The following is a 14,054-nucleotide window of genomic DNA, read 5'->3' as shown; positions in this document are numbered from 1 at the left end:
AGAGCTTTGATGAATTCATTCGCGCGATTTCTACTTGCCGGTTGCCTGACGGCAGCGGCGAATGCGGCTTATGCCGACGACGCAGATTTCCTCCGTTCGTTCCAGGGGAATTTTGCCGGCAAAGGTATTGTCAAGGTCACTACCGAAGCACCGACGGTGAATGTTTCCTGCACCTTCAATTCCGATGCGACATCGACCTCTCTGTCGCTGGACGGCAAATGCCGCGGGCTTGTCGTGGTGACCCGCGCCATCAGCGCGGATCTGAAGTCGAGCGGGACGAAATACACCGGTGTCTATGTCGGGTCCCGCACCGGGCCGGCGCAGCTCAACGGCAGCCGCTCAGGCAATGCCATCAATCTCGGCATAAGCTGGGCGAAGGAGGTCAACGGCGATCGCAAGGCGCGGCTCACAGTCGAGAAGAACGGCGAGGATGGCATGCGGCTGACGGTTACCGATGTCGATCCCAAAACCGGCAAAAGCGTGGTGACGAGCCGGATCGATCTGAGACGTACCTGATAGCGCGATGGGCGGCCGGTCTCAGTCTTCGATCGGCTCGGGCGGATGGGCATTGCGGCCCTTGCCGAAGGTATAGCCAGTTTCCACGGCCTTCTTGCCGAACTTGTCGCGCAGCGTGTCGATGGCGCCTTCGGCCATGGCGCGCTTGCGCGACTGGACGTCGACCAGGTCGGGCGGATCGGCCTTTTCGTCGTCCGAGAGGTCACTGACGCCGATGCCGAGCAGCCGGTATTTCGTCCCGTCCACTTCCCGGCGCAACAGGTCGACGCAGGTCTGGAAAATCCGATCGGCCAGCCGGGTCGGGTCGCCGAGCTGGCGGTTGCGCGTGCGGGTCCTGAAATCCTGGGTCTTCAGCTTCAGCACGATGGTGCGCCCGGCAATGCCGGATTTCCGCAGCCGCGCCGAGACCTTTTCCGAAAGCGCCCTCAGCACCGAGACCAATTCGTCAAGGGAAGCAATATCGGTATCGAAAGTGGTTTCCGCCGATACGCTTTTCGCATCCTGGTCGGGGTGAACGCGGCGGTCGTCCTCGCCGCGCGAAAGCCGGTAGAGCCGGTCGCCCATCACGCCATAACGACGCATAAGGTCGCCACGCTCCATGCGCTGCAACTGGCCGATGGTGCGGATGCCGTCCCGCTCGAGCGCGGCCTCGAAGGCCTTTCCCACGCCCCAGATCAGCGTCACCGGCTGCTCGGCCAGAAAGCCTGGCGCCTCGGCCTCGCCGATCACCGAAAAGCCGCGCGGCTTGCGAAAGTCCGAAGCCACCTTGGCCAGGAACTTGCAGTAGGATAGGCCCGATGAAACGGTGATGCCGATCTCCTTCTCGACGCCGAGCGCGAAGCGCGCCAGCACCACCGCCGGCGGCAAGCCATGCAGACGCTCGGTGCCGGCAAGGTCGAGAAATGCCTCATCGATGGAGATCGGCTCGACCAGCGGCGTAAGCGCCTGCATCAGGGCGCGCACTTCGCGGCCGACGCGCGCATATTTCTCCATGTCCGGCGGCATGACCACCGCTTCCGGACAGGCTTCGAGCGCCTTGAACATCGGCATGGCCGAGCGCACGCCGTGGATGCGGGCGATGTAGCAAGCGGTGGAGACGACGCCGCGCTTGCCGCCGCCGATGATCAATGGCCGGTCCTTCAGCGCCGGGTTGTCGCGCTTTTCGACGGCCGCGTAAAACGCGTCGCAGTCGATATGGGCAAGGTGCAGCCGGTAGAGTTCGGGATGGCGGGCAAGCCGCGGGCTGCCGCAGCGCTCGCAGCGTCGCGCCTCGCCGCGCTGGAAGGTCAGGCAGTCGCGGCAAAAACCGTGATCGGGATTGTTGACAGGGGCCGCCATCGATGCGAACATAAAGAGAACAAGCGCAATGGTACGTCAGGACGGAGGCTGCGGCAAGGCGGCTCGCCGGGAGAGAGTTCATGAATACGACCCTAGCGCCCTTGGCGCCCGAGCTTTGGGCGGATTTCGAGGATCTTTTCGGCAAGCAAGGCGCCTGCTACGGCTGCTGGTGCACACATTTTCGACTGGCCCCGGCAGTGCGCCGCGCGAGCGACAAGGAGCGCAACAAGGACCACATCAAGGCCCGGATCGAGGCCGGACCGCCTCCTGGCGTGCTGGCATTCGAGGATGGCAAGGCGGTCGGCTGGATGCAGATCGGTCCGCGCGCCGATGTGCCGGAGTGGAACAACAAGGGCAGGGGTTCCGCGCCGGTCGATCCCGCCGACGCTTCCGATCCGGGTGTCTGGGCGATCTCCTGCTTCTTTATCCGGGTCAAGGCGCGCGGCAGGGGCATCAGCCACCGCCTTGTCGAGGGCGGCGTCGAGTTTGCCCGCGAGAACGGCGCGCGGCTGATCGAGGCCTGCCCGATGGACCTGTCGAAAGACTCGCGCTCGATCGGCCTGTTCGTCGGGTCGTCGCGGGTCTTCGAGAAGGCTGGGTTCGAACGGCTTGTGGAACGCAAAGTGGGCAGGCCGCTTATGCGGCTGGTGCTATAGCCCGAGCGCTGCCGCGATCTTCGGCGCGGCTTCCCGCCAGTCCTGCAAGACCACGATGCCATCCGGCACCGGCGGCAGGAAGGCGCGCAGCGAATTATCGGCCATCAGATGGAAGAGATACGCGTCGGCGACCGAGTTCTGCACCGACACCAGATTGGACGGCTGATCGTCGACGAAGGCGACCGGGCGGCCCTCCTTGCCACGCAATTTGGCCACCGCCGGTCCCTTGGCCATTTCGGTGGTCAAAAGCAGGTAGGGCAATCCGAGCGCGTCGAGATGCGCACGGCGCACCGCGCGGTGCTTGTGCGGCATGGCCGTCAGCAGGACGATCTCGGCGCGGTCGCCAAGCGCTGCAAAGGCTTCAGCGGCACCGTCGGTGATACTTTGCCAGTCGGCCTGGGCGTCAAAGAATTCACCCAGAAGTGCCATCACCTCGGGCTGTTCGATCAGACGGCCGCTCGCCGTTTCGGCGATGTTGCCGGTGAGGCGGAAGGAAGCGAGCGTCAGGCCGAAGCCGCGCGATTTGAGAAAATGTGGAAAAGGCCGGACGAATTCGAGCACGACATCGTCGACATCGAGCACCAGCAGCGGGCGGTCGTCGGCGGCAAGTTCCTCGATCTGCCGCGCGGTCTCGGGATCGTCGCTCATATGGAATGCTCGTGATTGTCATCGCCCATCGGCAAAGCCCGCAGCGCCTTGCCGACGGCAGCTGGCGGCGTCCCGGTTTCCTCCGCAAAGCGCACCAGCGTCGGCTCGTGGGCGAGGATGAATTGCAGCACGCCGGCCAGGAATCCCGGCTCGCCGGCCGCCAGGCGGATCGAATGCGCCTCGATACCGGTGATTGCCAGGAAGCGGGGCAGAAGCTCAGGGTCCGCGGCGACGAAGCCCAATGCCTTTATGGCAATGGTTTCGGCCTCCTCACGCATTGACGCTGCGTTTGCCATCGCTACCTTCTTCGGGGTGGAACGAGTCTCTTTTCGCAGTAATCGCAAGTGTCGCCTGCGGCAAGCTCTTCAATGTGGCGTTCGAATTGGAATCCGAACGGCTTTTGCGGCTGGCGGTTTGCGTTTCGTCAATCTTATTGCCGTATTGTGAAGCAGGGTTTGGTGTGTTCCGGCAGGGGCGCATGACGGCAGCCTTCGAGTGGAAGGCCGAGCCGGAACGGGAAATTGATGCCAAAGAAGGTCATGATCGTCGAGGACAATGAGCTCAATATGAAGCTCTTTCGGGACCTCATCGAAGCGAGCGGTTACGAGACGGTTCGCACGCGCAACGGTCTGGAAGCGCTGGACCTGGCGCGACAGCATCGGCCGGACCTGATCTTGATGGATATCCAGCTGCCCGAAGTATCGGGGCTGGAGGTGACCAAATGGCTGAAGGAGGACGATGACCTCCATGTTATCCCGGTCATTGCCGTGACCGCCTTCGCGATGAAGGGCGACGAGGAGCGTATCCGCCAGGGTGGCTGCGAGGCCTATATCTCCAAGCCGATCTCGGTGCCGCGTTTCATCGAAACCATCAAATCCTACCTGGGCGACGCCTGATGCGCCGTTTCAGCCGAGCCGGAGCTTTATGAGATGACCGCGCGGATCCTCGTCGTCGACGACATCCCTGCCAATGTGAGGCTGCTCGAGGTCCGGCTTCTCGCCGAATATTTCGAGGTGCTGACCGCCACCAATGGGCCGGACGCGATCGAAACCTGCGAAAACGGCAAGGTCGATGTCGTGCTGCTCGACGTGATGATGCCCGAGATGGACGGGTTCGAGGTCTGCCGGCGGCTGAAGAGCGATCCGGCGACGTCGCATATCCCGGTTGTCATGATCACCGCGCTCGATCAGGTTTCGGACCGGGTGCGCGGGCTCGATGCCGGCGCCGACGATTTTCTGACCAAGCCGGTCAACGATCTGCAACTGATGACGCGCGTCAAGAGCCTGGTCAGGCTGAAGACGCTGACCGACGAATTGCGCCTGCGCGCCTCGACCACCCGCAACATCGGCATCGAGGAGCTTCTGAGCCGAAATTTCGCCTCCGAAGACACGATGCCGAAAGTTCTCTTGATCGACGAGCGCAAATCCTCCTTCGAGCGCATTCAGAAAATGCTGCGCGGCAGCGCCGATCTCGACATTGCCACCGATCCGCATGCCGGCTTCTTCCAGGCCGCCGAGACGCCCTATGAATGCGTGATGATATCGACGGCCTTTGCCGATTTCGATCCGCTGAGGCTTTGTTCGCAATTGCGCTCGCTCGATCGCACCCGTTTCCTGCCGATCATCCTTTTGGCGGAGCAGGGCGAGGAGGGACGCCTGGTGCGCGGCCTCGAACTCGGCATCAACGACTATCTGATGCGGCCGATAGACCAGCAGGAACTGACCGCGCGGCTACGCACGCAGATCCGCCGCAAGCGCTACAACGACCAGCTCCGCGCCAGTGTCACCCAAACCATCGAGATGGCGGTGACCGACGGGCTGACCGGGCTGCACAACCGCCGTTACCTCGACAGCCATCTACAGACGCTGTTCGACCGCGCGGTGGCGCGGCGGCGGCCGCTGTCGGTGATGATCACCGATCTCGATCGCTTCAAGACCATCAACGACGCGCATGGTCATGACGGCGGCGACGACGTGCTGCGCGAATTCGCGCGGCGGCTGCGCAAGAATGTGCGTGGCATCGACCTTGCCTGCCGTTTTGGCGGCGAGGAGTTCGTTGTGGTGATGCCGGACACGGATGGAGTGGTCGCCGAAAGGGTTGCGGAGCGCATTCGCGCCGAAATCGCACAGCTGCCGTTTGCGGTCGGCTCGGAGGGAAAGACGATCGAAGTCACCGTCAGCGTCGGCGTATCATCGGTGCTGAAGGGGGTGGACACGGTGGCGGGATTGATGAAGCGCGCCGATCTTGCGCTCTACGAAGCCAAGAGCGGCGGCCGCAACCGCGTCGTCGCCAAGGCGGCGTAGCGCCGACCTTCGATTATCCAGTCAGTGCGACAGGGTTACGCATTTACCTTAATGCAAGCGATTCGCATTGCTTGGTTAAGAAATGGTTGATTTTCCTGAGGTGTTGCGCAAATGTGCAGACCGATGAAGGAGCCGGCGCGAGGGTAGTTCGCCGGATCGATCCGAAGAATACCCCATGATTCTCAGGTCCGCCGCATCTCCTGGGTCCGTGGGGTCGGCCGGCCGGCGCTGGCACATAGTGGCCTCCTCGTACCGCTGCCAAACGCCGACCGGCCCCCTTTTCAAATGACATCAGGATTCTGTGCCAAACCCCTGAACATCATGGGGTTTTGTCGTGGTTATGATGAGGCTGGCTTCGAAACAGAAAGCTACTCCTGCTTGAATCTCGGCGTGGCCTTCGGATTTGGCGGAGGCCGCGTTTCATCTGTCGCCAATTGACATGATCCTCCTTCCGTGCAGAAATTGGTTGGACCATTGAACCACTTCAGGCGATCCTTGACGTGACCGAGTTCAGCCTTCCGCCCATTCAGACGACGGCTCGTGACGATGCGGTGCTGAAGGCGCTCGCCGGCTTCGTGATGCAGGAAGCGCTGGGTCCGGGCCAGAGGCTGCCGACCGAGCGCATCCTTGCCGAGCGCCTCAAGGTCAGCCGCAACACAGTGCGCGAGGCGCTGACGCGCTGGGAGGGGCTTGGTCTCGTCGAGCGCCGCCAGGGCAGCGGCACCTATCTCAAGGCGGCTGTCTCGCCTGATATGCTGCATATGCCGCTGACGCTCGCCGGCGGCAATGATTTCACCGGCCTGATGCGCACGCTGGAAATACGCCGCGCACTGGAGGCCGAGGCCGCGGCTCTTTGCGCCATCCGCGCCGGCAAGGCCGAGATCGCCGAGATCGAACGCAAGCTCGGCATCATGGAAGAGGCCTTTCATTGCCGCGCCGGCATGTCGGCGGAGGAAGACTGGGAGTTCCACCAGGCTATCTACCGCGCCTCCGGCAATCCGCTGTTCGAGCAGATCATCGCCGCCATGCACGAACTCTTCCATCGCTTCTGGGAACATCCGCTCGGCGTGCGCGACTTCGGCCACGCCAGTTTTCCCTACCATCGCACCATCTACGAACGCATCGCCGCGCACGACCCGAACGGAGCCCGAGCCGAGGCATTGAAGCTGATCGCCACCGTCGAGGACGACCTGAAGCGCGGCGCGGCCAATCTCAAACTTTCGGACCTGAAATGAACGAGCAGCTCACCAGTTTCGACCCAGGCATAGCCGACCAGGACTACCTCGCCGAGGCAGCAACACTTCTGGCGCATGACGAACCATTCCCCGGCGGCGCGGTGGTGCCGCCGATCTACCAGACCTCTCTCTTCACCTTCGCCAACTATGCCGAGATGGCCGACACTTTCGCTGGCCGGCGGCGCCAGCCGATCTATTCGCGCGGCGACAATCCGACGGTGATGGAGTTCGAAGCGCGGGTCGCGGCCCTTGAAGGCGCGGACGCCGCGCGGGGCTTTTCGAGCGGCATGGCGGCAATCAGCGCCACCGTGCTTGCTTTCGTCGGCGCCGGCGAGCGCATCGTCGCCGTGCGCAACTGCTACGGCGACGCCTATCGGCTGTTCGAGCGGCTGTTTCCGCGTCTCAACATCAAGGTCGACTATGTCGACGGTTCCGACCCCGACGCGGTGGCGGCCGCTCTTCCCGGCGCCAAGCTGCTCTATCTGGAAAGCCCGACCTCGATGATGTTCGAGCTGCAGGATATTGCCCATCTGACGCGGCTGGCCAAGGAGCAGGGCATCATCACCACCATCGACAATTCCTGGGCGACGCCGGTGTTCCAGAAGCCGATTTCGCATGGCGTCGATCTCGTCCTGCATTCGGCCTCGAAATATCTCGGCGGCCACAGCGACACCGTCGCCGGCGCGGTGGCGGGATCCGCAACGCATATCGGCCGCATCAACGAGCAAACCTATTCCTCGCTCGGCGGCAAGCTGTCGCCTTTCGAGGCGTGGCTCTTGTTGCGCGGGTTGCGAACGCTGCCGCTCAGGCTGCCACATCACATGAAGAGCGGGCTGACGCTGGCCGAGCGGCTGAAGGCGCATGGCCAGGTCGAGCGGGTCAACCACCCTGCCTATTCCAACCATCCGGGCAAGGCGACGCTCGCCGGCTATGCCGGGCTGTTCTCCTTCGAGGTGACGGAGGACATAGACATTCCGGCCTTCGTCGATGCGCTGAAGTTCTTCCGCCTTGGCGTCAGCTGGGGCGGCCATGAGAGCCTGGTCGTGCCGGCCAAGGCCTCGCTCGAGCAGACGCCGGGTCTCAATTCGATGGCGCGCTTCGGCGTCAACCCCCGAACCATCCGCTTCAACGTCGGATTGGAAAGCGTCGAGGACCTTTGGGCCGACATTGCCCAGGCCTTCGACAAAGCAAAAAAATAAATGGAGCCGTTCAAAATGGGAGTACCGAACATGAAAAGACTGACGTTCATGCTTGCCGCCGTCGCCGGACTGGCGATTTCCGCAAGCGGCGCCCTGGCCGACACCACCCTGAAGATGGTCGAAGTCATCACCAGCCCGCCGCGCACCGAATTTTTGAAGAAGCAGATCGCCGAGTTCGAAGCCGCCAATCCGGGCGTCAAGGTCGAGCTTGTCTCGCTGCCCTGGGGCCAGGCATTCGAGAAGTTCCTCACCATGGTGCAGGCCGGCGACACGCCCGACATAGTCGAAATGCCGGAGCGCTGGATGGGCCTTTATGCCAACAATGCGCAGCTCGAGGATCTCGGGCCCTACATGGCCAAGTGGGACGATGCCAAAACGCTCGGCGACCGCGCCAAGCAATTCGGTTCGACCGTCAACAACACCCAGTTCATGATCCCCTACGGCTACTATGTGAACGCGCTGTTCTGGAACAAAAAGCTGTTCAAGGAGGCCGGCCTCGACGGCCCGCCGGCTACGCTCGATGAATTCGTCGAGGATTCCAAGAAGATCTCGGCGCTTCCAGGCAAATATGGCTACTGCCTGCGCGGCGGCCCCGGCGCCTTCAACGGCATGCACATGTTCATGAACATCGCCGCCGGCAAGGGCGGCTACTTCAACGAGGACGGCACCTCGACCATCAATGACGAGGGCTCGGTCAAGGGCCTGCAGATGCTGGCCGACATGTACAAGAACGGCCTGGCGCCGAAGGATGCGGTGAGCTGGGGCTTCAATGAAACCGTCACCGGCTTCTATTCCGGCACCTGCGCCATGCTCAACCAGGATCCGGACGCGCTGCTCGGCATCGCCGACAAGATGAGCGCCGATGACTTCGCCGTGGCGCCATTGCCGGTCGGGCCGAGCGGCAAATCCTATCCGACGCTGGGTTATGCCGGCTGGGCGATGTTCGCCAATTCCCAGCACAAGGACGATGCCTGGAAGCTGATGGCGACGCTTTTGTCGCCCAAGGGCAATCTGGAATGGGCCAAGAAAGTCGGCGTCGTCCCGATCCACAACGGCGCCGACCAGGATGCCTATTTCAAGACAGAGCAGTTCAAGGGTTGGTTCACCGAGCTGAGCGACAGCTCCAAATATGAAATGGTGACGCCTCCGACGCATCTGGAGAACCTCGGCAACTTCGTCGACCAGGTGGCGATCAAGAACTTCCAGGAGGTGCTGCTCGGCCAGAAGACAGCCAAGGAGGTCGCCGACCAATGGGCCGCGTTCCTGACCAAGGAGCAGCAGGACTGGATGGCCAAGAACAAGAAATAGGGGGGCTTTTTCCTTCTCCCCATTCACGGGGAGAAGGTGGCCCGATAGGGCCGGATGAGGAGCAGCGCCACGTTCTGCCAGGCTGGCGCCGCCCCTCATCTGCCTGCCGGCATCTTCTCCCCGTTCACGGGGAGAAGGACGCTGTCATCGACGCTGCACCCGCCTGTCACCGTAGAGCCGCCCGCAATAGAGCTGTCCGTATGACCTATGCCGTGTCCGAAATACGATCCGCCGGCAGGCGGCGAAAGAGGCGGCTATCCCATGCCGCGATCGAGCCCTGGCTTTATCTCAGCCCGGCGATCGTGCTTCTGGTCGTGGTGCTGCTGGTGCCGCTGATCGTCGGCATCAGCTATTCCTTTCGCAAATTCTCCGCCTTCAAGTCGGAATATGTCGGCCTCGGCCAGTACCAGGCCATGCTATCGGATCAGGTGCTGGGGCAGGCGCTCGTCAACACACTGTGGTGGACGGTCGCCAGCCTGTTCTTCCAGTTCTTCCTCGGCCTTGGCCTGGCACTGCTGCTCGACAAGCCGTTCATCGGCCGCAAACTCGTGCAGGCGGTGGTGTTCCTGCCTTGGGCGGTGCCGTCGTTTCTGTCAGGCCTTACCTGGGCCTGGCTGTTCAACCCGATCATCGGGCCGCTGCCGCACTGGCTCTATGCGCTGGGGCTCAAGGCTGAGCCGACCAATATCCTGTCGGATCCGGCCACCGCCATGTGGGGGCCGATCGTCGCCAATATCTGGTTCGGCATCCCGTTCTTCGCCATCACGCTATTGGCGGCACTGAAGTCGATCCCGTCGGAACTGCATGAGGCGGCGGCCATCGACGGCGCCTCGCCGTGGCAGCGCTTCACCAAGGTGACGTTGCCCTTCCTGGCGCCGACCATCGTCATCACCGTCATGCTGCGCACGATCTGGATCGCCACCTTCGCCGATCTGATCTTCGTCATGACCGAGGGCGGACCGGCCGGCTCGACCAGCACGGTGCCGGTCTACATCTATGTCAGCGCCTTCAAGTCGCTGGACAAGGGTTACGCTTCTGCCGTGGCGGTGCTGCTGCTGGTGCTGCTGATTGCCTATGCGGTGGCGCTGATCGCCATCCGCCGCACGCTGGTGAGGCACGTCTGATGATCGCCGGACGCTCCACCTCTTCGCGCATCGTCGGCGGCATCGGCCTCTACGGCGCCATCGCCGCCTACATGATCTTTGCGCTGTTCCCGATCTTCTGGACGCTGAAGATATCGGTGACGCCGGAACGGCTGCTCTATTCCGAAGGCATCACCTTGTGGCCGTCGCGGACGACGTTCCAGAATTTCGTCACGGTGCTCGAAGCTTCCGACTTCCCGCGTTATTTCCTGAACAGCGTCATCGTCTCGGTGTCGACGGCAGCCTTCGTCACAATCATCGCCACGCTTGCCGGCTATGCCATGTCGCGCTTTGCCTTCCGCGGCAAGGCGACGCTGGCGATCCTGCTTCTGCTCACCCAGACCTTTCCGCTGGTGATGGTCATTCCGCCGATCTACCGCATCATGGGTGATCTCGGCCTGACCAACAGCCTGGTCGGGCTGATCATCATCTACACCGCTTTCAACACCGCCTTCGCCACCTTCCTGATGCAGTCCTTCTTCGACGGTATCCCGAGGGACCTCGAGGAGGCGGCGATGATCGACGGCTGCACGCGCGCCGAGGCGATGCGCAAGGTGATCGTGCCGCTGACATTGCCCGGCATGGGCGCGACGCTGGGCTTCGTCTTCACCGCCGCCTGGAGCGAGCTCCTGTTTGCGCTGATGCTGATCTCCAGCGACGCCCAGAAGACCTTCGCCGTCGGCCTGCTCACCTTCATCGGCAAGTTCGCCGTCGACTGGGGGCAGATGATGGCGGCCTCGATCCTGGCGCTGATCCCGGTCTGCATCTTCTTCGCCTTCCTGCAACGCTATCTCGTCACCGGCCTCACCGCCGGCGCCGTCAAAGGATAATCGATGGCTTCCGTCACGCTGCAACATGTCGAGAAGGACTATGGTTCGCTGCGCATCCTGCACGGCGTCGATCTCGAAATCGCCGATGGCGAGTTCGTCGTGCTGGTCGGCCCGTCCGGTTGCGGCAAGTCGACCCTTTTGCGCATGATCGCCGGGCTGGAAGAGGTCTCGGGCGGCGAAATCCGCATCGGCGAGCGATTGGTCAACGATGTCGCGCCGAAGGACCGCGACATCGCCATGGTGTTCCAATCCTACGCGCTCTACCCGCATATGGACGTGTCGTCGAACATGGGTTTTAGCCTGCTCCTGAAGAAGGCCGAAAAGACGACGATCGACACCAGGGTGGGCGCGGCCGCCAAACGGCTCGGCCTCGACAGTTTCCTCGGCCGCCTGCCACGCCAGCTATCCGGCGGCCAGCGCCAGCGCGTCGCCATGGGCCGCGCCATCGTGCGCGATCCCAAGGTTTTTCTCTTCGACGAACCCTTGTCCAACCTTGACGCCAAATTGCGCGTCCATATGCGCGCCGAAATCAAGGCGCTGCACCACCAGCTCAAGACCACTTCGGTCTATGTCACCCACGACCAGATCGAGGCCATGACCATGGCCGACCGCATCGTCGTCATGCATGACGGCTTCGTGCAGCAGGTCGGCCATCCGCTCGAACTCTACGACCGGCCGTCCAACATCTTCGTCGCCGGCTTCATCGGTTCACCCGGCATGAATTTTTTGCCGGCAACGGTCAGCAAGGGGGGCAAGGCCGACGCGGTGCTGGCCGACGGCCAGAAGCTGAGGTTGCCGGACGGACTGCCGTTGCAGGACGGTGACGCAATCACCGTCGGGCTGCGGCCGGAGCACATCCAACCTGCCGAGAACGGAGCGCTCAAGGCCGAGGTCGAAGTGGTCGAGCCGCTTGGCCTGTCGACCCAATTCTATGTCCGGATCGCCGGCCAGCAGGTCTGCGTCTTCGTCATGGGGCGCAGCACTATCAGGCCGGGCGATGCGGTGCGGCTGTCCGCTGAGCCTGCGGCACTGCATCTCTTCGATCCGATGAGCGGAAACCGTATCGGATAAGGCTGCTCCACGACACGCCGGTCACGCGTCTGCTCGTCTCAGAATTTGAGGCTGACGCCGGTGCGGGCCGTATGGAAACGTGGGTGCTGCTCATAACTGCCGTCGATCCATTCGAAACGGGTCGTTCCGAAATCGCTGTAGCGATATTCCAGGCGCGCGGTCACCCGGTCCGTCACTGCAACTTCACCGCCGCCGCCCACGGTCCATCCGGTCTTGAAGACATTGGCATTGACGCCGGGGAAAAGGGGTTCAATCGAGTTCCAGGAATACTTCAAATCGGTGAACGCGGCGCCACCCGTGACATACAGCAGGAGCCGGTCCGTCGGCGTGACACCGATCCGTCCGCGGATCGAGGCTTCCCAATTCTTCCGGGCGTCGAACGTGAAGATGCCGCCGCAGCAAGTGAAACCGTCGCTCGCACGGCCGAAATCCGCGTCGCCCTCGATGCCGAGCACGAGCCAGTCGAACTGATAGTTGTAACCGACATGGACGCCGCCGAACCCGCCATCCGGTTGGAAGTCCTGGCTGAAGCCGGTTGCCGCTCCGGTCGGCGTGAAGAACTCGGTGGAGCGATCCTTACTCCACTGATAGCCGCCCTGGACGCCGACATAGAGACCTGTCCAGTTGAACATCGGCGCTGCGTCGAGCGACAAATCGGCGGCCTTTGCCGTGGCCGCGGAAAAAAACAAATTCGCCGACACGAAGCCAGCAAGCAACCGATGCATCACGAAGCGCCCCCGATTCCCCTGATCTTGCCGTCTTGTCAGGATAGCAGCGTAACAGGTTCCTCAAGGTTGGATGTTACAATGACGCCACACAAGCTGAAATTTTCGGATGCCATTTGGGCGGTCCAGGGAACAAGACCGACAAAAGAAAAACGCCGCCCATGAGGCGGCGTTTCGGTGCTGCGGAAGGAAACCCGATTACTTGATCTTGGTTTCCTTGAATTCGACGTGCTTCTTGGCAACCGGATCGTATTTGCGGAACGACAGCTTGTCCGTCTTGGTGCGGCTGTTCTTGCTGGTCACGTAGAAGAAACCGGTGTCGGCGGTCGACAGAAGCTTGATCTTGATGTTTGCGGCTTTGGCCATGATATCAGTCCATTAATGTTCGTGGGGTTGGCCGCTGGAGCACGGGGAAACGCCCGGACGCGGGAAACTTGGCGCGACACATAAAGAACACGTCCGGAAAGTCAAGCCCGGCCGACAGCCCGGCCGGGTCTCAGCGGCATCCAATGTGCATGTTGCCGCCGACAACGGAGCCTGCCGGCGGCAGCGATATTGCCAGGTTCAAGCGTCTTCCTTGATCGAAGCAGCCGCTTTCTTCCAGTCGCCCGTCGTGTTCCACCAGCGGTTCGGGTTGGAGCGGTCGTCGAGGCCTTTCGAGCGGCTGGCGAGCAAAGGCTGGATGCGGATCACCGGCTCCTGGTAGGAGTGCGCCTGGTAGATCGCCTCGACGACGCGCTCGGCCAGCCGCTGGTCGTCGGGCAGTTCGAACGACACTTCGACGGTGCCCGGCCGCTCCCGCAAGACGGTCTCGGCGCCGGCGGCGGCACCTTCGAGTGGCCGGTAGCGCTCGATGCCGCCCGCCGACTGGAAGGCGTTGCTGTCATAATTGCCCATGCCGAGCGGGGTGATCCCGATCACCGCTTCCATGATGCGGTCGACGTCGGCGGCGGGCGCCTGAAAGCTGACAAGCAGCAGCAATTCCATCCGCACCGATTTCGTTTCAAAACCACTGTCGATCATTTGATATCTCCCTGCTTATGGTGGTTTGGGCAGCTGATATAGCAGGGGCACTACTGACAC

At 62.5% G+C, this 14,054-nt stretch carries 16 protein-coding genes; 10 read left to right on the top strand and 6 right to left on the bottom strand.

All coding sequences use genetic code 11. The features are described 5' to 3' along the window. Positions 1–9: 9 nt before the first annotated feature. Complete coding sequence (locus MESS2_RS19630; protein ID WP_008876166.1) at positions 10–516, top strand: hypothetical protein; 507 nt, start codon at positions 10–12, stop codon at positions 514–516. Positions 517–537: 21 nt separating this feature from the next. Here the strand turns inward: MESS2_RS19630 and MESS2_RS19625 are convergent, their stop codons facing one another. Then, positions 538–1,866 (bottom strand): DNA polymerase IV, encoded by a 1,329-nt coding sequence (locus MESS2_RS19625; RefSeq protein ID WP_008876165.1) that lies wholly within the window; start codon positions 1,864–1,866, stop codon positions 538–540. Positions 1,867–1,934: 68 nt separating this feature from the next. On the opposite strand from MESS2_RS19625, the gene MESS2_RS19620 reads away from it, so the two are divergent. Then, entirely contained in the window at positions 1,935–2,510 is a 576-nt protein-coding gene (locus MESS2_RS19620) for a GNAT family N-acetyltransferase (protein WP_008876164.1), read from the top strand. Here the strand turns inward: MESS2_RS19620 and MESS2_RS19615 are convergent. Together MESS2_RS19615 and MESS2_RS19610 are read right to left on the bottom strand one after the other, a co-directional pair. Further along, positions 2,505–3,158, bottom strand: coding sequence for a hypothetical protein (locus MESS2_RS19615; RefSeq protein ID WP_008876163.1), 654 nt, complete (start codon positions 3,156–3,158; stop codon positions 2,505–2,507). The two genes, MESS2_RS19620 and MESS2_RS19615, sit on opposite strands and share 6 nt — an antisense overlap. Beyond that, positions 3,155–3,454 carry a DUF3572 domain-containing protein gene (locus tag MESS2_RS19610; RefSeq protein ID WP_008876162.1) on the bottom strand — a complete coding sequence of 100 codons (300 nt, stop codon included), beginning with the start codon at positions 3,452–3,454 and terminating at the stop codon, positions 3,155–3,157. The genes MESS2_RS19615 and MESS2_RS19610 overlap by 4 nt, the downstream gene beginning before the upstream one ends. Before the next feature lie 243 nt (positions 3,455–3,697). On the opposite strand from MESS2_RS19610, the gene MESS2_RS19605 reads away from it, so the two are divergent. The 8 genes from MESS2_RS19605 (at position 3,698) to MESS2_RS19570 (ending at position 12,246) form a co-directional block, all read left to right on the top strand. After that, entirely contained in the window at positions 3,698–4,054 is a 357-nt protein-coding gene (locus MESS2_RS19605) for a response regulator (protein ID WP_280110242.1), read from the top strand. Between the two features lie 33 nt (positions 4,055–4,087). After that, positions 4,088–5,461: a PleD family two-component system response regulator gene (locus MESS2_RS19600; protein WP_008876161.1), complete on the top strand. Its 1,374-nt coding sequence runs from the start codon at positions 4,088–4,090 to the stop codon at positions 5,459–5,461. Between the two features lie 500 nt (positions 5,462–5,961). Further along, a complete protein-coding gene (locus tag MESS2_RS19595) occupies positions 5,962–6,696 on the top strand; it encodes a FadR/GntR family transcriptional regulator (RefSeq protein ID WP_008876160.1) in 735 nt (244 codons plus the stop codon). Beyond that, entirely contained in the window at positions 6,693–7,895 is a 1,203-nt protein-coding gene (locus tag MESS2_RS19590; RefSeq protein WP_008876159.1) for a PLP-dependent transferase, read from the top strand. The genes MESS2_RS19595 and MESS2_RS19590 overlap by 4 nt, the downstream gene beginning before the upstream one ends. A 30-nt stretch (positions 7,896–7,925) precedes the next feature. Continuing rightward, entirely contained in the window at positions 7,926–9,203 is a 1,278-nt protein-coding gene (locus MESS2_RS19585) for an ABC transporter substrate-binding protein (RefSeq protein ID WP_008876158.1), read from the top strand. A gap of 200 nt (positions 9,204–9,403) precedes the next feature. Next, positions 9,404–10,327, top strand: coding sequence for a carbohydrate ABC transporter permease (locus MESS2_RS19580; RefSeq protein ID WP_008876157.1), 924 nt, complete (start codon positions 9,404–9,406; stop codon positions 10,325–10,327). Next, positions 10,327–11,175, top strand: a complete 849-nt coding sequence (locus tag MESS2_RS19575) for a carbohydrate ABC transporter permease (protein ID WP_008876156.1) — start codon at positions 10,327–10,329, stop codon at positions 11,173–11,175. Before MESS2_RS19580 ends, MESS2_RS19575 begins: the two co-directional genes overlap by 1 nt. 3 nt (positions 11,176–11,178) lie before the next feature. Then, the gene (locus MESS2_RS19570) at positions 11,179–12,246 is read left to right on the top strand and encodes an ABC transporter ATP-binding protein (RefSeq protein WP_008876155.1); all 1,068 of its coding nucleotides are present in this window, start codon (positions 11,179–11,181) and stop codon (positions 12,244–12,246) included. Positions 12,247–12,284: 38 nt separating this feature from the next. Here the strand turns inward: MESS2_RS19570 and MESS2_RS19565 are convergent, their stop codons facing one another. The 3 genes from MESS2_RS19565 to MESS2_RS19555 all read right to left on the bottom strand — a co-directional run bounded on the left by MESS2_RS19565 (position 12,285) and on the right by MESS2_RS19555 (position 13,994). Next, on the bottom strand, positions 12,285–12,971 hold the full coding sequence (locus tag MESS2_RS19565; protein WP_008876154.1) for an outer membrane protein: 687 nt from the start codon (positions 12,969–12,971) through the stop codon (positions 12,285–12,287). Between the two features lie 198 nt (positions 12,972–13,169). Continuing rightward, positions 13,170–13,337: a 50S ribosomal protein L33 gene (rpmG, locus tag MESS2_RS19560; protein WP_006201775.1), complete on the bottom strand. Its 168-nt coding sequence runs from the start codon at positions 13,335–13,337 to the stop codon at positions 13,170–13,172. 198 nt (positions 13,338–13,535) lie between these two features. Beyond that, on the bottom strand, positions 13,536–13,994 hold the full coding sequence (locus MESS2_RS19555) for a YqfO family protein (RefSeq protein WP_008876153.1): 459 nt from the start codon (positions 13,992–13,994) through the stop codon (positions 13,536–13,538). Positions 13,995–14,054: the final 60 nt, after the last annotated feature.

Origin of the sequence: Mesorhizobium metallidurans STM 2683 (genome assembly GCF_000350085.1) — a bacterium.
In the GTDB taxonomy this organism is placed as follows: Bacteria; Pseudomonadota; Alphaproteobacteria; order Rhizobiales; family Rhizobiaceae; genus Mesorhizobium; species Mesorhizobium metallidurans.
This window is presented reverse-complemented; position numbering and strand designations above follow the sequence as displayed.

Bases quoted from the DNA above. Each gene is read 5' to 3' on its own strand.
- MESS2_RS19565 (WP_008876154.1), bottom strand. From the start codon at position 12,971: ATGCATCGGTTGCTTGCTGGCTTCGTGTCGGCGAATTTGTTTTTTTCC.
- MESS2_RS19600 (WP_008876161.1), top strand. From the start codon at position 4,088: ATGACCGCGCGGATCCTCGTCGTCGACGACATCCCTGCCAATGTGAGG.
- MESS2_RS19570 (WP_008876155.1), top strand. From the start codon at position 11,179: ATGGCTTCCGTCACGCTGCAACATGTCGAGAAGGACTATGGTTCGCTG.
- MESS2_RS19585 (WP_008876158.1), top strand. From the start codon at position 7,926: ATGAAAAGACTGACGTTCATGCTTGCCGCCGTCGCCGGACTGGCGATT.
- MESS2_RS19575 (WP_008876156.1), top strand. From the start codon at position 10,327: ATGATCGCCGGACGCTCCACCTCTTCGCGCATCGTCGGCGGCATCGGC.
- MESS2_RS19555 (WP_008876153.1), bottom strand. From the start codon at position 13,994: ATGATCGACAGTGGTTTTGAAACGAAATCGGTGCGGATGGAATTGCTG.
- MESS2_RS19630 (WP_008876166.1), top strand. From the start codon at position 10: ATGAATTCATTCGCGCGATTTCTACTTGCCGGTTGCCTGACGGCAGCG.
- MESS2_RS19615 (WP_008876163.1), bottom strand. From the start codon at position 3,158: ATGAGCGACGATCCCGAGACCGCGCGGCAGATCGAGGAACTTGCCGCC.
- MESS2_RS19605 (WP_280110242.1), top strand. From the start codon at position 3,698: ATGATCGTCGAGGACAATGAGCTCAATATGAAGCTCTTTCGGGACCTC.
- MESS2_RS19610 (WP_008876162.1), bottom strand. From the start codon at position 3,454: ATGGCAAACGCAGCGTCAATGCGTGAGGAGGCCGAAACCATTGCCATA.
- MESS2_RS19580 (WP_008876157.1), top strand. From the start codon at position 9,404: ATGACCTATGCCGTGTCCGAAATACGATCCGCCGGCAGGCGGCGAAAG.
- MESS2_RS19625 (WP_008876165.1), bottom strand. From the start codon at position 1,866: ATGTTCGCATCGATGGCGGCCCCTGTCAACAATCCCGATCACGGTTTT.
- rpmG (WP_006201775.1), bottom strand. From the start codon at position 13,337: ATGGCCAAAGCCGCAAACATCAAGATCAAGCTTCTGTCGACCGCCGAC.
- MESS2_RS19590 (WP_008876159.1), top strand. From the start codon at position 6,693: ATGAACGAGCAGCTCACCAGTTTCGACCCAGGCATAGCCGACCAGGAC.
- MESS2_RS19620 (WP_008876164.1), top strand. From the start codon at position 1,935: ATGAATACGACCCTAGCGCCCTTGGCGCCCGAGCTTTGGGCGGATTTC.